28 protein-coding genes and 1 pseudogene are annotated in these 24,331 nt (G+C 69.8%); 8 read left to right on the top strand and 21 right to left on the bottom strand.

Annotation, left to right across the window (positions count from 1 at the left end; genetic code table 11):
* From E1291_RS15580 to E1291_RS15590, 3 genes are all read right to left on the bottom strand, one after another.
* On the bottom strand, positions 1-933 hold a 933-nt coding region (locus tag E1291_RS15580), incomplete at its 3' end, for an ATP-binding cassette domain-containing protein (protein WP_131738521.1).
* Complete coding sequence (locus tag E1291_RS15585) at positions 917-1,915, bottom strand: sugar ABC transporter substrate-binding protein (protein ID WP_131738522.1); 999 nt, start codon at positions 1,913-1,915, stop codon at positions 917-919. The genes E1291_RS15585 and E1291_RS15580, both read right to left, overlap by 17 nt.
* Before the next feature lie 140 nt (positions 1,916-2,055).
* Entirely contained in the window at positions 2,056-3,198 is a 1,143-nt protein-coding gene (locus E1291_RS15590) for an acyl-CoA dehydrogenase family protein (protein WP_131738523.1), read from the bottom strand.
* Between the two features lie 270 nt (positions 3,199-3,468).
* Between E1291_RS15590 and E1291_RS15595 the strand changes: the two genes are divergently transcribed.
* Complete coding sequence (locus E1291_RS15595; RefSeq protein ID WP_165495130.1) at positions 3,469-4,935, top strand: metallophosphoesterase family protein; 1,467 nt, start codon at positions 3,469-3,471, stop codon at positions 4,933-4,935.
* Between the two features lie 263 nt (positions 4,936-5,198).
* Positions 5,199-6,308 (top strand): annotated as a pseudogene (locus tag E1291_RS15600) (methyltransferase domain-containing protein).
* A gap of 20 nt (positions 6,309-6,328) precedes the next feature.
* Here the strand turns inward: E1291_RS15600 and E1291_RS15605 are convergent.
* The 9 genes from E1291_RS15605 to E1291_RS15645 form a co-directional block, all read right to left on the bottom strand.
* Positions 6,329-6,997 (bottom strand): DUF4360 domain-containing protein, encoded by a 669-nt coding sequence (locus tag E1291_RS15605; protein WP_207400750.1) that lies wholly within the window; start codon positions 6,995-6,997, stop codon positions 6,329-6,331.
* A gap of 69 nt (positions 6,998-7,066) precedes the next feature.
* Positions 7,067-7,717 (bottom strand): DUF4360 domain-containing protein, encoded by a 651-nt coding sequence (locus E1291_RS15610; protein WP_131738525.1) that lies wholly within the window; start codon positions 7,715-7,717, stop codon positions 7,067-7,069.
* A 41-nt stretch (positions 7,718-7,758) separates the two neighbouring features.
* On the bottom strand, positions 7,759-8,016 hold the full coding sequence (locus E1291_RS45110; RefSeq protein ID WP_370770990.1) for a DUF4360 domain-containing protein: 258 nt from the start codon (positions 8,014-8,016) through the stop codon (positions 7,759-7,761).
* Positions 7,941-8,117, bottom strand: coding sequence for a DUF4360 domain-containing protein (locus E1291_RS45115; RefSeq protein WP_131738557.1), 177 nt, complete (start codon positions 8,115-8,117; stop codon positions 7,941-7,943). Before E1291_RS45115 ends, E1291_RS45110 begins: the two co-directional genes overlap by 76 nt.
* A gap of 175 nt (positions 8,118-8,292) precedes the next feature.
* A complete protein-coding gene (locus E1291_RS15625) occupies positions 8,293-8,943 on the bottom strand; it encodes a DUF4360 domain-containing protein (protein WP_131738527.1) in 651 nt (216 codons plus the stop codon).
* A 66-nt stretch (positions 8,944-9,009) separates the two neighbouring features.
* Positions 9,010-9,660 carry a DUF4360 domain-containing protein gene (locus tag E1291_RS15630; RefSeq protein ID WP_131738528.1) on the bottom strand — a complete coding sequence of 217 codons (651 nt, stop codon included), beginning with the start codon at positions 9,658-9,660 and terminating at the stop codon, positions 9,010-9,012.
* A gap of 12 nt (positions 9,661-9,672) precedes the next feature.
* Complete coding sequence (locus E1291_RS15635; protein ID WP_131738529.1) at positions 9,673-10,353, bottom strand: DUF4360 domain-containing protein; 681 nt, start codon at positions 10,351-10,353, stop codon at positions 9,673-9,675.
* A gap of 41 nt (positions 10,354-10,394) precedes the next feature.
* Positions 10,395-10,949 (bottom strand): DUF4360 domain-containing protein, encoded by a 555-nt coding sequence (locus E1291_RS15640; RefSeq protein ID WP_242614185.1) that lies wholly within the window; start codon positions 10,947-10,949, stop codon positions 10,395-10,397.
* 126 nt (positions 10,950-11,075) lie between these two features.
* Positions 11,076-11,696 carry a DUF4360 domain-containing protein gene (locus tag E1291_RS15645; protein ID WP_131738531.1) on the bottom strand — a complete coding sequence of 207 codons (621 nt, stop codon included), beginning with the start codon at positions 11,694-11,696 and terminating at the stop codon, positions 11,076-11,078.
* Positions 11,697-12,252: 556 nt separating this feature from the next.
* On the opposite strand from E1291_RS15645, the gene E1291_RS15650 reads away from it, so the two are divergent.
* On the top strand, positions 12,253-12,906 hold the full coding sequence (locus E1291_RS15650) for a DUF4360 domain-containing protein (protein ID WP_131738532.1): 654 nt from the start codon (positions 12,253-12,255) through the stop codon (positions 12,904-12,906).
* Positions 12,907-12,972: 66 nt separating this feature from the next.
* Positions 12,973-13,644 carry a DUF4360 domain-containing protein gene (locus tag E1291_RS15655; RefSeq protein ID WP_131738533.1) on the top strand — a complete coding sequence of 224 codons (672 nt, stop codon included), beginning with the start codon at positions 12,973-12,975 and terminating at the stop codon, positions 13,642-13,644.
* Positions 13,645-13,649: 5 nt separating this feature from the next.
* On the opposite strand, the gene E1291_RS15660 is transcribed toward E1291_RS15655, so the two are convergent.
* From E1291_RS15660 to fdxA, 7 genes are all read right to left on the bottom strand, one after another.
* Positions 13,650-15,248, bottom strand: coding sequence for a polyamine aminopropyltransferase (locus E1291_RS15660; protein ID WP_131738534.1), 1,599 nt, complete (start codon positions 15,246-15,248; stop codon positions 13,650-13,652).
* A 35-nt stretch (positions 15,249-15,283) separates the two neighbouring features.
* The gene (locus E1291_RS15665) at positions 15,284-15,709 is read right to left on the bottom strand and encodes a DUF350 domain-containing protein (protein WP_131738535.1); all 426 of its coding nucleotides are present in this window, start codon (positions 15,707-15,709) and stop codon (positions 15,284-15,286) included.
* A 10-nt stretch (positions 15,710-15,719) separates the two neighbouring features.
* A complete protein-coding gene (locus tag E1291_RS15670) occupies positions 15,720-16,163 on the bottom strand; it encodes a DUF4247 domain-containing protein (RefSeq protein ID WP_242614187.1) in 444 nt (147 codons plus the stop codon).
* Positions 16,160-16,675: a DUF2617 family protein gene (locus E1291_RS15675; protein WP_131738536.1), complete on the bottom strand. Its 516-nt coding sequence runs from the start codon at positions 16,673-16,675 to the stop codon at positions 16,160-16,162. The genes E1291_RS15670 and E1291_RS15675 overlap by 4 nt, the downstream gene beginning before the upstream one ends.
* Before the next feature lie 2 nt (positions 16,676-16,677).
* The gene (locus E1291_RS15680; RefSeq protein WP_131738537.1) at positions 16,678-17,292 is read right to left on the bottom strand and encodes a DUF4178 domain-containing protein; all 615 of its coding nucleotides are present in this window, start codon (positions 17,290-17,292) and stop codon (positions 16,678-16,680) included.
* Between the two features lie 127 nt (positions 17,293-17,419).
* Positions 17,420-18,505, bottom strand: a complete 1,086-nt coding sequence (gene dapC / locus E1291_RS15685) for a succinyldiaminopimelate transaminase (protein ID WP_207400751.1) — start codon at positions 18,503-18,505, stop codon at positions 17,420-17,422.
* A gap of 182 nt (positions 18,506-18,687) precedes the next feature.
* The gene (gene fdxA, locus E1291_RS15690) at positions 18,688-19,014 is read right to left on the bottom strand and encodes a ferredoxin (protein WP_026401360.1); all 327 of its coding nucleotides are present in this window, start codon (positions 19,012-19,014) and stop codon (positions 18,688-18,690) included.
* A 111-nt stretch (positions 19,015-19,125) separates the two neighbouring features.
* On the opposite strand from fdxA, the gene E1291_RS15695 reads away from it, so the two are divergent.
* Positions 19,126-19,386: a putative acetyltransferase gene (locus E1291_RS15695; protein ID WP_131738538.1), complete on the top strand. Its 261-nt coding sequence runs from the start codon at positions 19,126-19,128 to the stop codon at positions 19,384-19,386.
* 58 nt (positions 19,387-19,444) lie between these two features.
* On the opposite strand, the gene E1291_RS15700 is transcribed toward E1291_RS15695, so the two are convergent.
* Together E1291_RS15700 and E1291_RS15705 are read right to left on the bottom strand one after the other, a co-directional pair.
* Positions 19,445-20,428, bottom strand: a complete 984-nt coding sequence (locus E1291_RS15700; RefSeq protein WP_242614188.1) for a polysaccharide deacetylase family protein — start codon at positions 20,426-20,428, stop codon at positions 19,445-19,447.
* A 343-nt stretch (positions 20,429-20,771) separates the two neighbouring features.
* Positions 20,772-21,113 (bottom strand): hypothetical protein, encoded by a 342-nt coding sequence (locus E1291_RS15705; protein WP_131738539.1) that lies wholly within the window; start codon positions 21,111-21,113, stop codon positions 20,772-20,774.
* A 58-nt stretch (positions 21,114-21,171) separates the two neighbouring features.
* On the opposite strand from E1291_RS15705, the gene E1291_RS15710 reads away from it, so the two are divergent.
* From E1291_RS15710 to E1291_RS15720, 3 genes are read left to right on the top strand one after another with little or no spacing between them, the layout of a single operon-like run.
* The gene (locus E1291_RS15710; RefSeq protein ID WP_242614189.1) at positions 21,172-21,966 is read left to right on the top strand and encodes a class I SAM-dependent methyltransferase; all 795 of its coding nucleotides are present in this window, start codon (positions 21,172-21,174) and stop codon (positions 21,964-21,966) included.
* A 45-nt stretch (positions 21,967-22,011) separates the two neighbouring features.
* The gene (locus E1291_RS15715) at positions 22,012-22,710 is read left to right on the top strand and encodes a hypothetical protein (protein WP_131738541.1); all 699 of its coding nucleotides are present in this window, start codon (positions 22,012-22,014) and stop codon (positions 22,708-22,710) included.
* A 28-nt stretch (positions 22,711-22,738) separates the two neighbouring features.
* A complete protein-coding gene (locus tag E1291_RS15720; RefSeq protein WP_131738542.1) occupies positions 22,739-24,316 on the top strand; it encodes an alpha/beta hydrolase in 1,578 nt (525 codons plus the stop codon).
* Positions 24,317-24,331: the final 15 nt, after the last annotated feature.

The following is a 24,331-nucleotide window of genomic DNA, read 5'->3' on the forward strand; positions in this document are numbered from 1 at the left end:
GATCTCGCCGGCGTCGCGGCGGTCCGCGCCGGCGAGCAGCCGCAGCGTCGCCGACCGGCCGCTCCCGGCGAGGCCGGCCAGCCCCACGATCTCCCCGGCCCGCACATCCAGGTCCACGCCGCGCACCGCCCCGGCCCGCGCGAGGCCCCGCGCCGACAGCACCACCGGCGCGTCCACCGGGACGGGTTCCGGCTCCGGGTAGCGGACCTCCACCGGCCGCCCCGCCATGTGCCGGACCAGGGACCGCGGCGTCTGCTCCGCCGCCGGCGAGGTGAGCACGCGTCGCCCGTCCCGCAGGACGCTCACCTCGTCGCACACGGCCAGCACCTGGTCCAGCAGGTGCGAGACGAGCACGACCGCGGCCCCGCCCCGCGCGAGGTCGGCCACCAGCGCCATCAGCCGGTCGGCGTCGCCCTGGGTGAACGGCGCCGCCGGCTCGTCCAGTGCGATCACGCGCGCGTCCAGCGCGAGCACGCGCAGGATCTGCGTCCACTTCCGCTCGGCCGGGGACAGGGCGCGGACGGGCGCGTCGGGATCCAGCTCGGCTCCGGCGCGGCGGGCCAGCGCGGCGAACCGCTCACGGTCCGCGCTGCGGCGCCGCGCCCACCGGCCGAGGAACACGTTGTCCAGCACGCTCAGCGCCGGGACCAGCGCCGCGTCCTGCGGGACGAGCGCGACCCCGTGCGCCAGCGCGTCGCGCGGCCCGCGCATCCGCACCGGCCGCCCGTCCACCAGGACCCGCCCGCCGTCCGGGGCGGTCAGCCCGCACAGCACGCGCAGGAGCGTGCTCTTCCCGGCCCCGTTCTCGCCGACCAGGCCGTGCACACGCCCGGCGGCGAAGTCCAGGGAGACGCCGTCGAGCACCGCCGTTCCCGCGTACCGCTTGCCGACGCGGTCGAGCCGGACCGGCGCCGGGTCACTCGTCGTACTCACCCGTGACGCCCGCGAGCGCCTCACGCGTGCCCTTGCCCTGGCCGGGCACCAGGTCGGTCATGACGTTCGTCGCGGGGACGTTCTGCCCGCGCGCGGCGTTCAGGCCCAGCTCGGCCGTCTTCGCGCCGAGCGTCTTCACGGGCAGGTAGTACGCGGCGTACCAGCGGCCGTCCTGGACGGCCTTGACCGTCTGCCGCGACCCGCCGTTGGCGACGTAGAGGATCGGCTTGCCCTTCGCGACCGCCTCGGCGCCGAGGAGCGCCTGCGACGACCCGACGACCACGTCGACCCCCGGCTCGCGCTGCAACAGGTCCTGCATGGCCTTGCGCCCGGTCTGCTGGGTGTACCCGCCCTCGATCCGCGCCTTGAGCCGCACGCCCGCCTGCCCGGCGAGCGCGTCCTCCGCCGCCTTGGTGCGGGCGTTGTCCAGCGGGAGCGCCTTCAGTCCCTCGAAGTAGGCGACGTCGCACGGGTCGATCTTCTTGCTCCGGCATGCCTGGACGGCCAGCTCGCCGAGCGTCCGGCCGTTGCGCGCGGGCACGTCCACGAGCGTGATCGTCCCGGGAACCTGCGGCTCGGCGGTGTCATAGCGCGTCCCGGCCGGGGTGAAGTCGACCACGACCTTGATCCCCGCCCGGACCGCCGCGCGCAGCGGCGCGACCACCGCGGCGCCGTCGTTGGCCTGGACGACGAACACCTGGAAGCGCTTGGACGTCACCGCGTCCTGCAACTGCCGGACCTGCGCCTGCGGGTCGAGATTGGCGTCGAGGAACTCGGCCGCCGCATTGTGGGCCTTGGCGTACTCCTCGACTCCGGCGAACGTCGCGGCGGAGAACGAGTTGGCCTTGGCGAACCCGAAGAACGCGATCCGCGCCTTGCCCGCGGTGCCCGCCTTCCCCTTCTCGTCCGCTCCGGAGTCGCTGCACGACGCCGAAAGGCACACGAGCGCCGCCATCGCCAACCCGGCCCATCGTCCATTCATTCGTACTCCTTCGGCGCAGGACGGAACGCCGGCGGCAGAGGACGCCGGGCACGGGGCCCAAGAGTAACGAACGACCACCTGAAAACAAGCGAAACAGATCATTCCCGGCCATTGTCCCAGGCCCACGGCGGGAGAGCCGGCTAGAGGCGGAGGGAGCGGCCGATGATCTCCTTCATGATCTCCGTCGTGCCGCCGAAAATTGTTTGGACACGAACGTCCTGGTAGGCCTTCGCGATCGGGTACTCGGTCATGTAGCCGTAGCCGCCGTGCAGCTGCAGGCAGCGGTCGACGACCCTCTTCAGCAGCTCGGTGCTCCAGTACTTGAGCATCGCCGCCTCCTCGGCCGGCAGCTCGCCCCGCCCCTCCTTCACCACGCACAGGTCGGTGAACGCGCGCGTCACCGTGAGCTCCGTCTTCATCTCCGCCAGCGTGAACCGGTTGTGCTGGAACCTGCCGATCGGGCGCCCGAACGCCTCACGGTTCCGGCAGTACTCCACCGTCCCCTCGAACGCCGCCTCGGCAGCGGCGAGCGCGCCGACACCGATGGACAGCCGCTCCCGCGCGAGGTTCCGCATGAGGTAGACGAAGCCCATGCCCTCCTCCCCGAGGAGGTTCTCCTTCGGCACCCGGACGTCGTCGAAGAACAGCTCCGCGGTGTCCTGCGCGTGCATGCCGACCTTCTCCAGGTTGCGGCCCCGCTCGAACCCGTCCATGCCCCGCTCGACGACCAGCAGGCTCACGCCCTTCGCCCCCGCCGACGGGTCCGTCTTCGCCACGACGATCACCAGGTCCGCGAGGATGCCGTTGGAGATGAACGTCTTGGAACCGTTCACGACGTAGGCGTCCCCGTCCCGGACGGCGGTCGTCTTGATCGCCTGGAGGTCCGACCCGGCGGCGGGCTCCGTCATCGCGATGGCGGTGACGAGCTCGCCGGAGCAGTACCCGGGGATCCAGCGCGCCTTCTGCTCCTCGTTCGCGAGCTGCCGCAGGTACCCGCCGTTGATGTCGTTGTGCACCGCGAACCCGGGCCCGTGCGCGCCCGCCCTGGCCAGTTCCTCGTTGAGCACCACGTAGTAGCGGTAGTCGGGATTCCCGCCGCCGCCGAGATCCTCGGGCATCTCAATGCCGAGCAGCCCCTGCCGTCCGGCGGCGCGCCACACCTCACGGGAGACGACGCCGTCCTTCTCCCACTGCGCGTGATACGGCGCGATCTCCTTCTCGATGAAGGACCGGACCATGTCCCGGAACGCCTCGTGCTCCGCGGTGAAGATCTCCCGTGCCATCCGGCGGCCCCCTCGGGTGCGTATCCGCTGATACGAAATCAATGTAGGGCTCGCCGTCCGCGCCGTCCGCCACTACGCGGCCCCCTCCCCCGGACCCCGCCCGCGGACCGCGTCCCGAGCACCCGGCGCGACCGCTGACCCAGGCCGCGAACGCTCTTGAACAAACCCATATGCGGCATCCGACATCACCGGCTCCAACCCGGGCAAACGATCCAGCAGCGGGGTCGGTCGATCACGTTGTCTCCGGGGGGATGGCGACGCATGTCACGCATGCTGCTAGCGGCAATGATCACGCCCGTCGCCCTGGCGGCCCTGATCCCGGGAATGGCACGATCCGCGTACGGCCCCACAAAGCCGCCGCCCACCGCCTCCACCGCGGCCCCGAACGGCGAAGCGTGGGCGTGGACCCAATTGGTCAACGGCAAGAACCACAGCACCGAGATCCGCTTCGCCACCACCGAGAAGCCCACCGGGAACTGCCCGACCGTGCAATACACCGACCAGGCGGGGAAAAGCCAGAGCACGGCGATGACGAAGGCCAGCGACCCGTTCATCACCGGCGGCGGCCTCCAGCAGTTCCCGACCACCCTCTGCACGCTGCCGGTGCCCGACGGGGCGTCCGGAGCGCTGATCGACCCGAAGACGACCAACGCGGCGACCGTCCACCCGGGGACCAAGCAGCTCCCGCTGCCGACCTGGCCGGTGAGCGGCCGCCCCCGCAGGCTCGCGGTGATCGGCGACGCCGGATGCGACGTCCCCTCGCCCGTTTCCGGCTCCCAGGCCAACCAGGACTGCCAGAAGAGCTGGCCCTTCCAGACCCTCGCCACGCACGCCGCCGCCCGCTCCCACCCGGACCTCGTCGTCCACGTGGGCGACTACGTCTACCGGGAGCAACCACAGGCCGCCGACGACGCCACCCCCGGCTGCGACACCCAGGGGCAGGCGGCGGACTGGGAATGCCTCGTCAAGGACGTGCTCCGGCCGGCCGAGGCGCTGCTCGCCCAGGCGCCCATCATCTTCGCCCGGGGCAACCACGAAGTCTGCGAACCACAGAAGGTCGGACGGGGCGCCGAATGGTACCGCTATTTCGCACCCGACCCGCGGAAGGCGAACGAGTGCTTCTCACTCCCCCAGAAGGAGGCCGAACCCGACCAGATCAACGCGGGCAGCCTGCACTTCATCCTGTTCGACTCCTCCCTCGCCAAGGACGGCGACCAGCCGGACAAGGCCCAGGCCCGCGAGTACGCGAAATGGTTCGACCAGGCGAACGACCTGGCGGGCAACCACAAGAATCATGACTACTTCCTCATCAGCCACAAACCCCTGTGGATGGTGAAGCGCGCCTCGTCCACCGATGTGGGGTGGACGAACCAAACCCTCGCCGAAGCCGTCCGACAGACATCGAACCATTCGCTGGCGCCCAACATCCACCTCACCCTGTCCGGGCACGTGCACATCTACCAGATGCTCGACTTCGCCAACAGCACCCGGGCGCCCCAGCTCACCGTGGGCTCCTCCGGCACCACACTCGACCACGCACCCGACGACGCCAAGGTCCACGGAAAGACCATCGACGGCCAAACAGTCGACAACTCGATCTCTTTCGACACCTTCGGCTACGCGCTACTGCGCGACGTGAAAGACAAATGGCGCCTCACCTTCCACGACAGCTCCGGCCAGCAACTCTCAAAGACCTGCACCCTGCAAACCGGCAAAACACACCACTTCACCTGCTGAGGCGCTTTACCTCGCGGCGCCGCGGTTGGCCTCATGCGGCCGCCTGCCGACCTTTGCGCGCCTCGTGAGGTCATGGTTCGCGGCTCCCTGCCAGTTCCGGCGTGTTTGTGACCTGTGACGCATCGGGTGCTTCGCGTGCCGTGATACATACCGGGTGCGCTGGTCCCGCCGCGCGGGCCTGAACGGATCAAGGGGATTTGGGCGTGGGAAGGCATGAGAAAGGCGGAGGTTAGATGGTCGCCCCGTCTGTTCGCCAGGCGACCATGGTCGAGCGGCTGACGGCCGCGGGCGATCTGACGTCCGAGTGGCGGGAGGCGTTTCTCGCCGTTTCCCGGCACCGGTTCGTCCCGGACGCGGTTTGGGCCCGGGAGGGGGAACGGCTGGTCCCGCTCGACCGCTCCGCCGACGAGCGCGCCTGGCTGGACCTCTGCTACGCCAACACGGCCGTGATCACGCGGGTGGACGGCAAAGGACCAGGAGGGGACGGGCGCGAGGTCGTGAGCTCGGTGAGCCGGCCGGACGTGGTGGCGCGGATGCTCGCCGCGCTGGAGGCGGAGCCGGGGATGTCGGTCCTGGAGATCGGCACCGGGACGGGGTGAAGCACCGCGCTGATGGCGGAGCGGCTCGGGGCCGCCGGCATCACCACCGTCGAGGTGGACCCGCGGGTCGCCGAGGACGCCCGCACGGCCCTGTGGGACAACGGATACGACGTCACGGCGGTCGTGGGCGACGGAGCGCTGGGCCATCCGCCGGGCGCGCCGTACGACCGGGTGATCGCCACCGTCGCGACCGAGCGGGTGCCGCACGCCTGGGCGGCGCAGACGCGTCCGGGCGGCCGGGTCCTGGTCCCGTGGGCGACCGACTTCCACAACGGCGCGCTAGTGGCGTTCGAGGTGGCGGCCGACGGCACCATGCGCGGCCGCATCGTCGGCCATGCCGCGTTCGTGAGGCTGCGGGGGCAGAACGGCGGGCACGCGTCGCCCGCGCGCGACGTCCGCGAAGTGGATCGGGCCCGACGCTCCTTCACCGAGTTGCGCCCCTATGACGTACTGGACGAGCGCGACGCGTCGCTGGCGGTCGGGTTGAAGGTGCCGCACTGCGAGCCGGTCGTCAGGCGGCACAGCGAGGGCGCGTACACGCTGTGGCTGGTCGATCCGTGGTCGGGTTCATGGGCCGACCTGAAGCACGCGCCGGGCGCGGGACGGTTTCCGGTCCGCCAGTCGGGCGACCGAAGCCTGTGGGACGAGGTGGAGGCCGCCTACCGGTGGTGGAACGACCTCGGCCGTCCCACCACCGGCCGATGGGGACTCACCGTGACCCCGGAGGGCCAGTTCGCCTGGCTCGATGACGAGGACCACCGGATCGACCGCTGATCGACCACGGCCGGGGGTTCTCAACCAAGGTGGCGCGACGGGCAGGTCTTCCAGGCGAATTGATAGGTCATCACACTATTACCGTCGGCGCCGCTCGTGCTGATGTAACTGACCGCCGACGGGTCCGAACTCCCCGCGTTCACTTGCAGCTCAGTCACGATGTTGAAGTTCCGCTCCTCGCCGCACGGCCTCCATACGAGTTCGGGCACCGGCACCTCGTCGACAAACTGCCAGTAGCGCTTGAAGGGACCGGGCAGACGGTGAGTGATGTCTGTGGTGCCGGGGGCGCCCTGGAAGTAATAGCGGGTGTACAGCATGGCCTCTGCACCAGGCTGAAGCGAAGCGTAGCCACGATGATCTGCCGACGAGATGGCGTAGGTGAAGCCCCGCGGAACATGCACCCTCACGCCGAGCAGACAGTTCCTGAGAAAGTCGGTGGGCTTCGATCCATCGCCCACCCGGGCCGAATAACCACGGTGAGTGACTGTGAACGTGTTCCGGTCCTCCGAGAGGGCAACGCCCGCCGTGCCGGGCGGGCACCCGGAGCCGTTGACGGCCGCGATCTCGATGGTCACCCCGCTGGGGCCGGGGCCGGACCGTGGCGCGGACGCGGCGGCCGGAACGACGGACACCGTTGTCATCGCGAGCCCGCATACGACGACAGCGGGCCCCGCGATCCCCTTGCGCATGCGATTCTCCCTTCGCTGGAGAGCGAACGCACTCTCGACCGGTCGATCCGTGGCCTGGCCTCATAGGGATTACGGGCAGGTCTTCCAGTCAAGGTGGTAGGTCGTCTTGATGCTGTTGTCGGTGGCACTGGCGGCCGCGAGGCTGACCTTCGTGGGGTCCGAAGTCCCCTCGTTCACTTGCAGCTCCGTCTTGACGTTGAAGTTCCGCTCCTCGCCGCACGGCTTCCACGTGGGCTCGGTGTCCGTATCGGTGAACTGCCAGATCCCGTCATAGGGACCGGGCAGACGATGGGTGAACTCCTTGGCGTTGGAGGAGCCCTGGAAGTAGTAGCTGGAGCGGAAGATGGCTTCCGCCCCGCGCTGCAGGGAGGCGTAGAGCTGATGATCCACCGACGAGACACGGTAGGTGAAGCCCTGTGGAACGTGCACCTTCAGGTTGATCTGACAGTTCTTATGAGAATCGGCGGCTTTCGATCCACCACCCACCTGGGCCACATAGTCGCGGTGGGTGATGGTGAACGCGTCCCGGCTTGGCGAGAGCGCGACCGCGGCGGTAGCGGAGGGGCACCCGGAGCCGTTGACGGTGGCGATCGTGATGCTCACGCCACTGGGCCCGGGGTTGAACCGCGGAGCGGACGCACCGGCGGCCGGAACGACGGACGCCATGGTCGTGGCGAGCGCGCAGGCGACGAAAGCGGGCTTGGCGATTCTCTTTCGCATGGGATTTCCCTTCACTTTGGCGGGTCGATCTGTCGTCTGTACTATGCGGACGAACAGGGTCTCCGGGTAAGGTGGTAGGTGGTCTCGGGACTGCCGTCCGTGGCGGTCATGGCGATGAAGCTGGTCTTCGAAGAATCCGAGGTTCCTCCATTCACTCGCAGCTGCGTATTGATGCTGAGGTTCCGCTCCTCGCCGCACGGCATCCACACGAGCTCGGACTCCGTCACCACGTCGACGAACCGCCAATTGTCGTCGCAAGGGCCCGACAGCCGGTGCGCGGCCTCCTTGATATTGGGAATCCCCTGGCATAGGGGAAGCCCCGCGGGACGTGCACGTTCACGCTGAACTGACAATTCTTACGAAAGTCAGTGGGCTTTGATCCAGCGTCGACCTGGGCAATGTAGTTTTCCTAGACGACGGTGAGACCGTCCTTGCTGGACGAGGCCAACGACGACGGTTCCGGGCGGGCCCCCTGAGCCGTTGACGGTTCCCAACTCGACGGTGACTCCACTGGGGCCGGGTTTGAACAGTGGAGCGGACGCACCAGCGGGAACGTCGGTCGGCTTCGCGGAGAGTTACGGGCAGGTCTTCCACGCGAAGTGATAAGTCGGCATGCCGCCGCCGTCGAAAACACCCGCGGCGATGAAGTTGACCTTTGACGGGTCCGATGCCCCTCCGTTGACCTGCAACTCCGTCGTGACGTTAAGGTTCTGCTCTCCGCCGCACGGACTCCACGGGAGCTGGGGCTCCTGCACCTCATCGGTGACCTGCCAGGTGCCCTCGTAGGGGCCGAGCCGGCGGTGAATGAATTCCTTGACGTCCGAAGCGCCCAGGAAGTAGTAACTGGAGCGCAGGATGGCTTCCGCACCGGCCTGCAAGGAGACATAGGTCCGGTGATCCGCAGACGAGACGGCGTAGGTGAAGCCCCGCGGGGGGTGCACCCTCAAAATTATCCGGCAGTTCTTGCGGTAGTCGGCGGGCTTCGATCCACCGCCCACCTGGGCGACATAGTCGCTGTAGGTGACCGTGAACGCGTCGCGGCTGGGCGAGACGGCCACGGCGGCGGTGCCCGTCGGGCACCCGGAACCGTTGACGGACACGACCGAGATGGTCGCTCCGCTGGGGCCGGGATTGAACGCCGGAGCGGACGCGCCGGCGGGAACGACGGACGCCGCGGTCATGGCCAGCGCGCAAGCGACGGCGGGAGGGGCGATCCCCTTACGCATGCCAACTCTCCTCAACTGAGCGGGAAAATGCTCCCCTATTTATCGACCACTATCATTCGAGACAGGCTAAGGACAGGTTTTCCAGGTGAGGTGGTAGGACGTCCTGAAAAACTCGTCCATGGATTCCATGGAGACAAAGCTGACCTCTGACGGATCCGAAGTCCCCGTGTTCAGTCGCACCTGCGTATTGATGTGGAGGTTCCGCGCCTCGCCGCACGGCTTCCACGCGAGCTCGGACTCCGGCACCATATCGACGAACCGCCAGTTGTCGTCGTAGGGGCCGAACAGCCGGTGCGTGAACTCCCGGCGAGTTGGGCTGCCCTGGAAGTAGTGACCGGCGGCCAGGAGGGCTTCCACCTCGGGCCGGAGGGAGGCGAAGCCCCGTTGCTCCACCGTCGAGACGGCATAGGTGTAGCCCGGCGGGACGTGCACCTGCAAGTTGACCTGACAGTTCTTCCGGTAGTCGATGGGCCTTGATCCACCGCCCACCTGGGCCACATAGTCCCCGTAGATGATCGTGAACCTGTCCTTGTCGGGTGAGAGGCCGACCGCGACGGTTCCAGGCCGGCACCCGGAGCCGTTGAGGGTTTCGATCTCGACGGCGACTCCGCCGGGGCCGGGGTTGCCCCTCGGCGTGGACCCGGCGGCCGGAACGACGGACGCCACAGTCACGCCAAGCGCACAAGCGACAGCGGGAACGGCGAACTTTTCACGCATGCCGGCTCTACCTCACAATCGGTGACCGTCCTCAAGAGCGGGCTGTGGGCAGGTCTTCCAGGTGAGGCGGTAAGTCGTCTTGATGCTGCCGTCTTCGGAGCTCATGGATATGAGGCTGACCTTTGACGCGTCCTGCCCCGGATCCACCCGCAACTGCGTCTTGATGTCGAGGTTCGGCTCCTGGTCGCACGGCTTGTACTCGAACTGGGCAACCGACAGCGTGTCGATGAGCTGCCAGTTCTTTTTATAGGGACCGGACAGAGGGTGTTCGAACTCCCTAATCTGCGAGGCGCCGTGGAAGGAAAAACTATAACGCTGCATGGCTTCCGCACCAGGCTCCAAGGAGGCGTAGCCTCGATGGTCCACCGAGGAGACGGCATAGGTGAAACCCTGCGGGGCGTGCACCTTCACATTGACCAAGCAGTTCTTGACCGAGTCGGTGGGGTCCGTATTACCGCCCGCCTGCGCGATATAGTTACGGTAGGTCACCGTGAACCCGCGATTCCCGTTTGAGAGGTCAACGGTGACGGTGCCGGGCGGACACCCGGAGCCGTTGACGGCCGCGATTCCGATCGTCACTCCGTTGGGGCCGGCCTTGAACCGCGTCATGGACGCGGCGGCCGGTTCAACGGACACCGCGGTCATGGCGAGCGCGCAGGCGACGACAGCGAATCCGGCGACTTTCGTGCGCATAAGAATTCTCCTTTATTGTGGCTGGTCGATCCGAAGTTCTCTCATTCGGAGCGGGACGTCGGACAGGTCATCCAGGAAAGGTGGTAGGTCGTCTTGACGCTGCCGTCGGGAGCGCTCGCACCGATGAAGCTCACCTTTGCGGGGTCCGAGGTCCCCTCATTCATCTGCAGCCGCGTCTCGACGTTGAGGTTCCGCTCCTCGCCGCACGGCTTCCACACGAGCTCGGACTCCGGCACCACATCTGTGAACCGCCAGGCACCGTCGTAGGGGCCGAGCAGGCGGTGGGTGAACTCCCTGACCTGCGAAGCGCCCTGGAAATAGAACCTGGAAAGCAGGATGGCCTCCGCGCCGGGCTGCAGGGAGGCATATCCCCGATGGTCCGCCGAGGAGACGGCATAGGTGAAACCCCGCGGGGCGTGCACCTTCAAGTTGAGATGGCAGTTCTTACGATGGTCGGCGGGCTTCGAGCCACCGCCCGCCTGGGCGGCGTACTGGCTGTAGGAGATCGCGAACGCATCCCGGTCGTCCGATACCTCAACGGCGGCGGCGCCCATCGGGCACCCGGAGCCGTTGACGGTCGCGATCTCGATGGTCACTCCATCGGGACCGGGGTCGGCCCGTGGCGCGGACGCGGCGGCCGGGACGACGGGCACCGTGATCATTGCGAGCGCGCAGGCGGCGACGGCAGGTCTCGTGATCCTCTTGCACATGCGAATCCCCCTTCACTGCGGCCGGTCGATCCGTGCCGGCTCAGTGGCCCCCTCATTCAGGGCGGAATGGCGGGCATTGCTTCCAGGCGAAGTGGTAGGTCGTCTTATGAGGTCGAGGTGCCGATAATTTCCGCACGGCAACCACGCGAGTTGCGAATCCGGCACCACGTCGGTGAACTGCAAGTCGTTTTTATAAGGGCCCGGAACAAGGTGTGTGATCTCTTTGTAGCGTTCACCCTCATAGGCGTAACCGGCGGCTTGAGATGCTTCCGTGCCAGGCTGCAAGAAGGCGTAGCCTCGATGGTCCGTCGACGAGACGGTGTAGGTGAAGCCCCGCGTGTAGCGCATCTTCAAGGTGACCGTGCAGTCCACACGCGAGAGGGCGGGATCCAATCCATTGCCCGCCTCGGCGAGATACTGATAATAAGTGACCCTGAACGAATCATGGTAGGGCGAGACGTCAACGGAGACGGAGCCGGCCCTGCATCCGGTGCCTTTGACGGCCGCGATGTCGATGTACACGTTTTTGGGGGTTGGGCTGAACCGTGGCGCGGACGCCGCGGCCGGTATCGCGGACGGCACGGCCAGGGTCGGCGCGCGAGCGGCGGCGGTAATGGCGGTCTTTCTGCGCATGCGAATTCACCTCGCTGGAGCGTGGACGCGTTCTTCATTGACGATCGGCGATCCGGCTGGTCGGGATTTCCGGATCGAACGGCCGGCAGTGGAGATATTCGTCCAAGATCTCAACGGAGAGTAACTGCTATGACAAGTGCCGTCAATCGCGAAGTTTTCAACTGGTTTCGACGTACAGTTAATCAACTCACGAGGATCCGCCAGCCAATTTGTTCGCTAATTTCCGCACTGCGGAACCGATCTTTGGAAAGCGGATCGTTCCAGCACGTGTGCGCCACCGGGAGCGCGGGTGTTCAATCCCCGGACGGCGGCCTTCGCCCTCCGATGACCAGAGGGCGGGGTCGCCCGGTCGGAAGCAGGCCGGCTGCGATCTCGAATGCGGTCGCCGGCGCCTCGCGGTGTTAAATGTGAATGATAATAGAAAGGCCCTCGGCGTTGGCGCGTTTACGGAATCGGTTTTAGTCTGGCGCCAGACTTCCGGCCGCACAAGACGATCATCTCGGCCGTGCGCCCTCCGCGGCACGGCGCTCCCCCTCACCGAGCCTGGAAGGCCGCCATGACCGACCCCGGACGCACGGCGAGCGCGGCTCTGGGGGCAGCGCTCGCCCTGACCGCTCTGGCCCCCGCTCCGGGCCCCGCCTTCGCCTCGGGCGACCCGACCGCCCCGCCACCGGAAAGTGTCACCGTCACCCTGCGAGCCGGCAACGGTACGGGCTGCCCTCCTGGAACGGAGGAGTTCTCCGTGGATCCCCAGAGCCACGCGTTCACCATCAAGCCGACTCGTCTCCGCGCTCGGGCGGGGGGCACCGCGGAGCCGACCGCCCGCCGGGCCCGTTGCACGAGCCTGGTGCGGATCACCGCCCCACCGGAGTTCACCTACGCGATCATCTCCGCCGACCACTTCGGTCTCGCCGATCTGAAGCCCGGCGCCTCCGGCCGGCTCCAATACCAGCAGGACTTCCTCGGAAACGCGATGGTGGCCTTCTCGCACGTGATCAACGGCCCGGCAGCTGACAACTGGCAATTCGGGGACTACGTCGACATCACGAGACGGCTCTACCGACCATGTAGCGGGTCGGGCGACGCGCAAATCTCACTCGATCTGATCGCGGACCTCGGTACCTCCGACAGGTCCCAGGAAAGTCTCATGCAGATGGACGCCGCCAAAGGCAGCACGTTCAAGCTGGAGTGGAAGCGCTGCCGAACGTAAACGATCACCTCGGCCGTGCGCCTTCAGCGGCACGGTGCTCCCTCTCACCACGATGGGAAGGCCGCCATGACGAATCCCGGACGCACGACGACCGTGGCACTGGGAGCCGCGCTCGTCCTGACCGCCCTGACCTCCGCCCCCTCGACCGCCCTCGCCTCAGGGGGGCCGACCGCCCCACCACCGGAAAGCGTCACCGTCACCCTGCAAGGCAACAACGGTTCGGGCTGCCCTCGCGAAAGACCGGCGGAGTTCTCCGTGAATCCCCAAACCCACGCCTTCACTATCAGGCAGATCGGCTTCGATGCCGAGGCGGGCGGGGACGCAGATAGGCTTGCCTTCCGCAGGAACTGCCAGAGCGGGATTCGGGTCACCGCCCCGCCCGAGTTCACCTACGCGCTCAGCTACGGCGACTACTTCGGCTACGCCGATCTGCAGCCAGGCGCATCTGGCCTGTTGAACGTCTCATACTACTTTCAGGGCGACCCTGGCACTACGTCGTACAGGCACGTGATCAAAGGCCCAGTCGCGGACTACTGGCAATACACCGACACGGTCGACATTGCTGCGCTGCGATTCTTACCGTGCGGCGAGCGTCGCAATCTCAATATCAATTCCGAGTTGAGGGTGGACCTCGGCGCCTCCGACAAATCCCAAGAGAGCGTCATAGGGATGGGCCCCACACGAGCCAGTACGTACCAGCTGGTCTGGAAGCGCTGCCCCAGATCCGGTCTCCATTAGCCGGGTCAGGAGTTCTTCCACTCTTCGCCCTCGTACTCGACCAGGCGAGGGTGGACGAGCGTGTTGACGTCCACGTCGCGGGGTCGGCGGTCCTTGGGGAAGACCCTGGCGGCCTGGAGAAGAGGTGCGTCCAGGAAGCGGAGGTCGGGAGTGTCCTGAGCAAGGGTCAGGACGGGAGGCTGCGGCGTTGGGGCCGCAAGCACGAAGCCCCAGTCGCCGAAGCTCGGCACGTCCACGTGGTAGGGCGTGGTCGAGAATCCTGCGGCGGCGATGGACTTCTGGATGCTCCAGAACGACTTGGGGGCGAAGTACGGAGAGCCCGACTGGACGACCATGCGGGCGCCGGGTGCCAGAGCGCGCTTGGCCAGGCCGTAGAACTCGACGGAGTAGAGCTTGGCGGTGGCGACGTCGTCGGGGTCGGGCATGTCCACGATGACGGCGTCGAAGCGCTCGTTCAGGTGGCGGAGCCAGGAGAAGGCGTCGGTGGTGATGACATGGGCGCGCGGGTCGTCCAGGGAACGGCGGTTGAGGGACGACAGCGGCCCGTAGGTGCGGGCCAGGCGGATCATCTCAGGGTCCAACTCGACCAGGGTCGCGCTGCGGACGTCGCGGTAACGGAGCACCTCGCGCATGGCGAGCCCGTCACCGCCGCCGAGGATGAGGACGCGGCCGTGCGGCCCCGCCATCAGAGGGTGGACGAGCGACTCGTGGTAGCGGTACTCGTCCGCCGAGGAGAACTGGAGGTCGCCGTTCAGGAACAGGCGGACGTCGGACCCGGTGACCTTCCGGGTGATGACGATCTCCTGGTACGGGGTCCGCTCGGAGAGGGCGATCGGATCGGCGTACAGGGCCTGGCGCGCGGAGACCTCGAAGCCGTCGGCCAGGGCGTAGGCGGCGCCGAGGACGGCGAGGACGGCGGCCATGCCGCCCCACAGCCCGGCGCGGGCGGCGCGGCCGACCTGGCGGCGGAACAGCCAGAGGACGACGGCGACGCCGGCGACCGCGTTCACGACGCCGACGAGCAGGGCGCCCTTGATGTGCCCGAACGTGGGGAGCAGCAGGAACGGGAAGGCCAGGCCGCCGACGAGGGCACCGACGTAGTCGGCGGCGAACAGGTCGGCGACGGCGCTGCCCGCGTCCTGGCGGCGGATGCGCTGCAGCAGCGTCATCAGCAGCGGGATCTCGGCGCCGATCAGCGCGCCGACCGCGAACGCGACCACCACCAGCGCCGGGACGTACAGGTCGAGCCACGCGAACGCGGCGTAGAGCCCCAGCACCGACAGTCCGCCGACCAGGGCGAGCGCCCCCTCGACGACGGCGAAGGCCACGACCGGCCGGCCCTGGAGGGGTTTGGCCAGCAGTGACCCGATGCCCATCGCGAAGACCATCACCGACAGGACGATCGACGCCTGGGTGACGGAGTTGCCCACCAGGTAGCTGCCCAGCGCGACGAGCGCCAGCTCGTACACCAGGCCGCAGGCGGCGCAGGTGAACACGGCCGCCAGGACGAGCGTCCGGGCCGCGCGCGCCGTCGGCCCGCCGGCCTCCCGCGTGGCGGGCGCGGCCTCCGCCGGTTTCCCCGGCGCGGGCTCGGCGGCCGTCAGGGACCCGGCGCCGGGCGGGGCCTCGTCGCGGGGGGTCAGGAGACCGCCCCGGCGACGATCGCGGCGACGGCGAGGTCGGCGGCCGCGACCACCCAGCCCGCCGGGTGGACGGCCGCGCCGTTCACGAGGGTGGCGCCGAGACGGCCCGGGGTGATCAGGTCGAGGAGGTAGAACGCGACGACCATGAGGACGATGCCGAGCAGCCCGTACACGGTGGTGTCGACCAGGCCCCGGCTCAGGTCGTCGTCGCTGGTGACGATGGCGGTGGTGACGATCGCGCCGGTGCCGAGCAGCTTGACCGCGAGCAGCAGCGCGGCGCCGCGGTTGCCCTCGGTCCAGATCTGGTGGCCGAGCCGTCCCGGCGTGGTCACCTCGACCACGAGGTAGCCCAGCGCCATCAGCGCCAGGCCGAGCGCGCCGTAGGCGAGGGTGGCACCGCCGTCGTGCAGGATGTCGTTCATCGTCAGCTCCTCACTTGCCCGACCCTGGCCCGCCGCCGCGGAAGGACGAGACGCCCCTGCTGTTCCATCCGTTGGTGCCGGGGCTGCTCCAGTAGCCGCCGACGTGTGAGTGGTAGCGGTGGTAACCGCCGGACGAGCCGTCGACGGTGATCCGGCTGCCCGTCCCGTCCGGGAGCACGCCGACCACGAGCTTGGGGTAGCGCAGGAAGATGCCGCCGTTCCCGCCCATCGTCGCGAGGTCGTCGACCCGGTCGATCGCCTTGTGCTTCTTGTTGATCTCCGCCGCGACGGCCCGCGGGGGCTTGCCCGACCGGTAGGTGCCCGCGGCGGTCCTGGTGTACTTCTTGGCGATCCATTTGGACGGGGACCCGTCGTCCTTGAGCGCCGCGACCAGCACGATCACGGCGATCACCGCGGCGGAGACGCCGCCGATCACCCAGTAGCGCGTCTTCACCTTGGTCTCACCAGCAGGCTCCGCGTCATGACGATCTCCCTGGTCTGGGGGTAGGCGTGCCAGGTCCGCCAGCCGAGCCCGGTCGCGTCCTGAGCCGTGTCCAGGGGCGCGTCCAGAGCCAGGGCGGTGACCGCGTGCGGGGAGCCGGGGAAGGCGCCGGTGAGGGCGTCGTGGCGGTCGGCCAGCCGGTCCCGCACCGCGTCGACGGCGCGGCCGAACGCGGTGGCGTCGCGGTGGGCGGCCGTCGTCGCGGTGAACTCGTAGGACCAGCCGGGCAGGGTCGTCGCGGCCCGTCCGGGCAGCGGCCCGGCGGCGCCGGGCAGGCAGGCCACGGTCTCGCTGAGCGGCCCGGCGATGATCTGGTGGGACGCGCCGAGCAGGCGGAGCTGGACGGTCAGCCCGGCGCGCTCGACCGGCAGCACGGCGAGGGCGTCCAGCGGCGGCAGGCCGAGCGCGAACGCCAGGCCGTCGGCGCGCGCGTCGGCGTAGGGGGCGTCGAGGGCGGCGAGCACCGTCAGGAGCCCGGGTAGATCGTCAGGGCGCCGGTGGGAACGCGCTCGCCGAGCCCGGCCTCCCACTGGCCGCCGCCGTACTGCTCGAACGACAGGTAGCGGCCGCGGGGGCCCTCGTAGTCGACGTACTCGACGCGGCCCTGGACGCCGACGCCGGTCGTGCCCTCGCTGGTGTAGTCGGCGGTGCCGTGCTCGTCGCGGCGGTACTCCACGCCGTCCACGAGCAGTGTCTTCGCGCTCGGGTTGAGGTCGCCGATGTCATATTCCGTCCAGAAGACGACTTCGAGGTCGGGGTCCTCCTCGACGGACACCCACACCTTGGTGCCCTCGACGGTGTCGGCGTCCAGCAGGTGCTCGCTCCAGGTGAAACCGCCCTCGCGGAGCCGCAGCGACCCGCGGACGAAGTAGCGGGTGCCGAGGTATTCGACCATGTCACCGGCCTTGAGGGCGCGCGGGTCGCCGCCGGGCTGGTCCTCGGCGGCGAACGGGTCGCGCGGGGGCGGGGGCGCCACCGCCGGCCCCGGCGCGCCCGCGCGGCGGCGCAGCAGGACGACGATGAGGACCACCAGGGCGGCCAGGATCAGCGCCAGCAGAATCACGATCGCGGTTCCGCCCACGGGCACCTCCGATTTCAGCACGACACCGGCCGGACCTGCGGGATCCTATCCATAGTCCCCCGTCCAGCCCATACCGCGCTCAGACGCGCCAAAGCCCCCACCGGTTTCACGGCGGGGGCGGACGGTCTCAGAGGCGCTCGGCGGCGGCTGCCACGCGGTCGTCGGTGGCGGTGAAGGCGACGCGGACGTGCCGGGCGCCCGCCGGGCCGTAGAACTCGCCGGGGCCGACGAGGACGCCGAGGGACGCCAGGTGCGCGACGGTGTCCCAGCACGGCTCGTCCCGGGTGGCCCACAGGTAGAGGGACGCCTCGGAGTGGTCGACGCGGAACCCGTGCCGCTCGAAGGCGGCGCGCAGGGTCGCGCGGCGGCGGGCGTAGCGCCCACGCTGCTCGTCCACGTGGGCGTCGTCGCCGTAGGCCACGGTCATCGCGGCCTGCACCGGCGCCGGGACGATCATCCCGGCGTGCTTGCGGACCTCCAGCAGCCGCTTGACCAGGGCGGGGTCGCCGGAGACGAACCCGGCGCGGTAGCCCGCCATGTTGGAGCGCTTGGACAGCGAGTTGATCGCGAGCAGGCCCTCGTGGGAACCGTCGCAGACGTCCGGGTGCAGGACCGAGATCGGCGGGTTCGCCGGGTCCCAGCCGAACTCCAGGTAGCACTCGTCGCTGACCACGGTCGCGCCGCGCCCGCGCGCCCACGCGACGACCTTGCGCAGGTGCTCGGCGGGCAGCACCCGGCCGGTCGGGTTGGACGGCGAGTTCACCCAGACGATCTTCGGCTCGACCGGTCCCAGGGACAGCAGCCCGTCGGTGCGGACGGGCTCGGCGCGGGCCAGCCGGGCGCCCACGTCGTAGGTCGGGTAGGCCAGCTCGGGGAACACGATCTTGTCGCCGGGGCCGGCGCCGAGCAGCGTGGGCAGCCAGGCCACCAGTTCCTTGGTGCCGATCACCGGGAGGACCGCGGCGGGGTCGGCGCCGGTCACCCCGGCGCGGCGGCGCAGCCAGCCCGCCACGGCCTCGCGCAGTGCGGGCGTCCCGTAGGTGGTGGGATAGCCGGGCGCGTCGGCCGCGGCCGCGAGCGCGGCCCGGATCGGCTCGGGGGTGGGGTCCACGGGCGTCCCGACCGACAGGTCGACGATGCCGCCGGCGTGGGTCCGGGCCCGCTCCTTGTAGGGCTCGAGCCGATCCCAGGGAAAGTCCGGCAGCGTGAACAAGACCCAGCTCCTTAGGGGCGAGAGACCACGAGGCCGTGACCCTCCGCTCATGCGGGAGGCCACGGCCCGAGGGTACGAGACCGGTCCCGTGCGGGCACGGGACCGGCGCGGACGACGACGGGGAAGGACGGGACGGCGCGCGGGAACGCGCCAAGCTCAGCGCGCGCTCCCGCGGCCGGTGGTCAGTCCTCCTGGCTCTGCGGGGGCAGCGCCGCGACGATCGGGTGATCCTTGTCGATCTTTCCGACCTTCGAAGCGCCGCCGGGCGAGCCGAGGTCGTCGAAGAACTCCACGTTCACCTTGTAGAAGTCCTTCCACTGCTCGGGGACGTCGTCCTCGTAGTAGATGGCCTCAACCGGGCAAACCGGCTCGCACGCACCGCAGTCGACGCACTCGTCCGGGTGGATGTAGAGCTGACGCTTCCCCTCGTAGATGCAGTCGACCGGGCACTCCTCGATGCATGCCTTGTCGAGCAGGTCCACGCAGGGCTGCGCAATGACGTAGGTCACGTCAGTGACTCCTCTCGGGTTTCGGCCCCGCCGCACGTCACGGCTCACCGCAAGCTCGCTGTGAATAGTATGGCCGCCACGGCGCTATCGATTCGACACGGGGGTCCTCACATGTCCGCCCGCTTTGCCGCGCGGCTGGTGGTGTCCATCAGTAACGCCGACGTGGGCCAGCGGATCTCGCTGCGCCGGCGCCTGCCAACGGGAGAGTACAGCGACGTGGTCGGCGTCCTCGAATCGTGGGAGGACGGGACGCTGCGGGTGCGCCGGCGCACCGGCGAGGTCGTCGAGGTACCCGAGTCGATCATGGTGGCGGCCAAGGTCGTCCCGCCGCGGCCGCCGCCGCGCCGGCCCCGCCGGGACGAGTCCGGCTGATCCGCCGCGCCCGCCCGCGGACCGCCGTGGCGGGCGCTGTGCGGCCCGGGACGCCGTCCTAGCGCGGGACGGACCCTCCGGGCGGCCCCGTCGTCGTCGACTCCGGAGCGGGCGAACCAGGGGCCGGGGTGGACGGCGTGGAGGCACCGGGGCTGGGCGTCGGCGACTCCGGCGCGGACGTGCCCGGCGGCGCGGTGGTCGGCGCCCCCGTCTCCGGCGTGGACGGGGTGGGCGTCGGTGAGCCCGGGGCCGGTGAGGACGGCGCGGCGGGCGGTGCCGGCGGGACGGACTCGCTGTAGCTCTGGCCCGGCTTGAGCGGCTTGCCGCGGAACAGCTCCGACACGGTCACGAACGTGAACCCGCGCCGCTTCAGCCCCTCCAGCACCTTCGGGATCGAGTCGACGCTCGGCTTGTGGATGTCGTGGAAGAGCACGATTCCGCCGCGCTTCGGCTCGTTCACGCCGACCCGCGCGTTGCGCGCGGCGTTGCGGTAGCGCCAGTCGAGCGTGTCGACGCTCCACATGATGAGCGGCATCGCCACGGCGTGCCCGACCTGCTTGTTCGTGGCCCCGTACGGAGGGCGCATCAGGGTCGGGCGCACCCCTCCGGACGCGGTGGCGATCGCATCCTGCGTGCGCTTGACCTGGGAGCGCACCGCGGCCGGTGACAGCGCGGTGAGCTGCGGGTGCGACCAGCTGTGGTTGGCGACCTCGTGCCCCTCCACGACCATGCGCCGCACCAGCCCGGAGAACGGGTGCACGTTCTCGCCGAGCATGAAGAACGTGGCGTGCGCGTCATGCGCCTTCAGCGTGTCGAGCAGCCGCCCCGTGTACGGCCCGGGGCCGTCGTCGAAGGTCAGCGCGACGCACTTGACGTGGTCGCAGTCGACCGGTTTCGGCGGTGGCGGCTTCTGCGTCACCGGCGGCGGCGCCGGCCGCTGCCGGGCGGCCATCTGCCGTCCCGCGGTCCCGCCCGCCGTCCGCGCGTCCTTCTTCGCCGCGTGCCCGCAGCCGCCCGCGAGCAGCAGGCCGGCACTGGCCACAGCGATGAGTCCGAGATTTCTGGTCCGCACCACGCACCCCCGAAACGTGTTGCCTCGGGCGGCTTCCTACCCTCCGCCACACTGGTAACAACCGTCGCCTAGGTCCGGAAAGGCAAGATCGTCCGTGACCTACGGTCCCGAGACGATCAATCCCATGATGCACCAGAAGCGACCGCTCCGGCCAACCGCGACACGGGGTCAAGGGACGTTCAGCGGGGGTTCATCGCCGCCTCCGCGGACGGGCAAGTCCCGCGACCTGCGACGGAAGACGAGTGAAGATCCGCGCAGAAAAATCTCACGACACGCTTGGCCCCGCCCTGCCGGTCCGGGCTCCTGAGACGGGCTACGCGCCGGCCTCCGGGAAGAGGCGCAGGAGGACGTCGCGGCGCCATTCGTCCAGGTCACGGCCGGGTGGCGGGACGGGGACCAGGGCGCCTTCGGCGGACCGCTCCAGCCGCACGGTGACGCCGGGGGCGAGGTCGAGTTCGGCGGGGACCTCCGCGGCGGCCGCCAGGCGCCGCGCCAGGGCGCCGAGCACGCGCGCCCATCCCTGGCCGAGGTAGGGCGGCAGCCCGCCGGCGCGGAGCTCGGGCAGCCCCCGCGCGGCCAGGCCGTCGGTGCGCAGGACGAGGCCGTCCGGCCGCTCCGCGCCCACGATCCTGATCTCGGACGTGACGTCCGCCATGGGAAACGTCGCCTCCTCGCAGGTGATTGTCCGATAAATTATGACAGTGAATTGGGCCGTGACGACGTACGACTCCGCCTTCGGGTACGTCTCCGCGCACGGCGCGCCCCTGGTCGACCTGCTCGACCCGCAGCCCGGCGAACGGGTCATCGACCTCGGGTGCGGCACCGGGACGTTCAGCGCGGAGATCGCCGAGCGGGGCGCCCGGGTGCTGGGCATCGACGGCAACCCCGACATGGTCGCGCAGGCGGCCACGCTGTATCCCGGGCTCTCCTTCATCCTCGGCGACGCGCACGACTTCACGATCAGCGAGTCCTTCGACGCCGTCGCCTCCAACGCGGCGCTGCACTGGATGAACCGCGACCCCGACGCCGTCATCGGCCGGGTGCACGCCGCGCTGCGTCCCGGCGGGCGGTTCGTCGGCGAGCTGGGCGGCGCGGGGAACTGCGCGGAGCTGATCGCGGCGATGCAGACCGCCTGGCGCGTGTTCGGGCTCGGCGAGCCCGAACTGCCCTGGTACTTCCCCAGCCCGGCGGAGTACGCGACCAAGCTGGAGGAGGGCGGGTTCACCCTGCGGCTCCTGGAGCACGCCGACCGCCCCACCCGCATGACCGAGGGCCCCAACGGCGCCGCCGACTGGGTCCGCGCCTACGCCGGGGGCGCGCTCGCCGACGTCCCGCCGGAGCTGGTCGAGCCCCTGCTGGTCCGGGTGAACGACCTGGCCGCGCCCGCGCTGCGCCGCGAGTCGGGCTGGGTCGCCGACTACGTGCGGCTGCGCTTCGCCGCCGTCCGCAAGCCCGACGGCGGGGCACCGATGCCGACCGGGCCGCTGCTGTCCGACCCGCCGCTCTGACACCGGACGGCGGGCGGCGGCGGTCCGACGGCCTAGGGTTGGAGCATGCTGCGGCTCCACGACCACCGGACCGGTCGTCCCGAGGGCCTGCCCGGCGGGCGGGTCCTGCGCGTCCATGTCCTGGAGAGGGCCGGTCTGCGGACGCTCGTGGTCGCCGATCTGCTGCGGCGGGTGGCCGAACGGGCGGGGCGCCACGTCCAGCTGGCCGCTTCCCCTTACTTCAGCGCCCCGGACGACCACTGGACGGACTACAACATCCAGCCGTTCGAAGTCCTCGCACCGGAAGGCCCGGCTCCGGAAGCCGACCTGTACCTGTCCAGCGGCGCGCAACCCGGTGTGGACGCGCCGTGCCTGGCCGTACCGTACGAGACCGGCGACTGGTACTCCCTCATGGCCAACGCGAGCATGGACGCGCTGTACGCGCGGCTCGCGCTTCTGGAAGTCCGCTACAGGGAGAGCCTGCACCTGTCGCACCAGCGGTTCCTTGAGGCCGCTGCCAGGCTGGACCGGTGGCGGGACCTGGTGGCGGGATGGGCCACGAGCCCCGGACGGCCTCTGGACCGCGGGTACGCCGACCGGGCCGAGACCGCGCTCGCGAACGATTTGGACACCCCGTCCGCGCTGGCGGTGCTCGACGACCTGGCCGACGACGACGGCGTCCCGCCGGGCGCGAAACTGGAGACCGTCATCCACCTCGACCTGCTCCTCGGCCTCGGCCTGGTCGCCGCCCTCGGGCGCGCCTGATCCGGCACCGAACACAGACGGGAACCTCGTGACTCGGATCGGCCGGACGCCCGCGGCCCTGCCCGCCACCCTGCTCGCCACCGTGCTCGCCTTGGGTGCCCTCTTCGCCGCCGGTGTGCTCCTCCCCCGCCCCGCGCGCGCCGACCCGGAGCCCGCGGCGCCGATCTCCTGGCGCGCCTGCCCGGACGACCGGACGGCGCGATGCGGCAAGCTCACCGTCCCGGTCGACTGGTCGGCCGGACCGGGAGGCGGCACCGTCGGTGTCGCGGTGGCACGTGCCAAGGCCACCGGACCGGGGCGGCGCCTCGGCGTGCTCTTCGTGAACCCCGGCGGCCCCGGAGGGTCCGGTGTGGACTTCGTCACCGACCGGGCCCAGCTGTCCAAGCGGCTCCGGGAACGCTACGACATCGTCGGGTTCGACCCGCGCGGCGTAGGCGGCAGCCACGCCGTCAAATGCGGGAAGGTCGGCGCGCTTCCGCCCGCCCACCCGCGTGACCAGGCCGGGTTCGCCAAGCTCAAGGCGTACCAGAGCAGGCTCTACACGTCGTGCAGGCAGAAGACGGGGCCGCTCTACGACTTCCTGGACGCGGGCAGCGTGGCCCGTGACATGGACGCCATCCGCGCCGCCCTGGGAGAGGAGAAGGTCTCCTACTACGGCCTCTCCTACGGCACCTGGCTCGGCCAGCGTTATGCGGAGCTGTTCCCGGAACGCGTGGGCTCGCTCGTCCTGGACAGCACGATGGACCACAGTGTCGTAGGCGCCGAACGCTTCTCCATCGATGAGGCCCGCGCCCTGGAGGCCGGGTACAGGCAGTTCACCAAGTGGTGCCCCACCTCCAAGTACTGCGCCCTTCGCAAGCGCAACCCCGTCAAGGTGCTGGACGGCCTGATGCGCCGCGCCGACAGGAAGACCCTGCACGACCTCGACTCACCGAAGACGCGCCTGACACCGCAGGACCTCGCGCAGATGGTGCGCATGTCGATGTACAACCCACTGGCCTGGGCAGGGCTCAGCGAGCAGTTGCGCGAGCTGTCCCGGCAGAAGGCCCGGCCCGTCCCGAGGAACCCGCAGGCGGATCCGCCGGACGGCGCGTTCATCGGCATCCTGTGCGACGACTGGTCCTTCCCCGTCAGCTCCTACAAGGACCTGGCCGCCATCCGCGCGCGGACCCGCCGGGCCGCTCCGCACGTCCGGTTCAACCCGCTGGGCTGGGAGGCCATCACCGCCTGCGTCGGACGCCCCCGCCCCGCCCGTGACCCGCAGCGCCCCTACCGCATCGCGGGCACGCCACCGATCCTGGTCGTGAACGGCGTCGGCGACCCCGTCACCGCCTACCCGTGGGCCCGGACCGTGCAGCGGGCCGTCCCCGGGTCGGTGCTGCTGACCTACGAGGGCGCCGGGCACGGCGCGTACGGGCTGAGCCCCTGCGCCCGCAAGGCCGTCGACGCCTACCTGGTGCACGGGTCCACCTCCGCGCCCGGCGCGCGCTGCCCGGCGATGCCGCCCGACTTCGACGGTGCCCGTGCCCACCGCGCGATCGGGGACGCGCCTCGGCTCCCGTCCACCGGCACCCGTCCGCGATGGGACGGAGCTTCGACCCGCTAGCGCGCGGCACCCACG

Source organism: Actinomadura roseirufa (assembly GCF_900659635.1).
GTDB classification, from domain to species: domain Bacteria; phylum Actinomycetota; class Actinomycetes; order Streptosporangiales; family Streptosporangiaceae; genus Spirillospora; species Spirillospora roseirufa.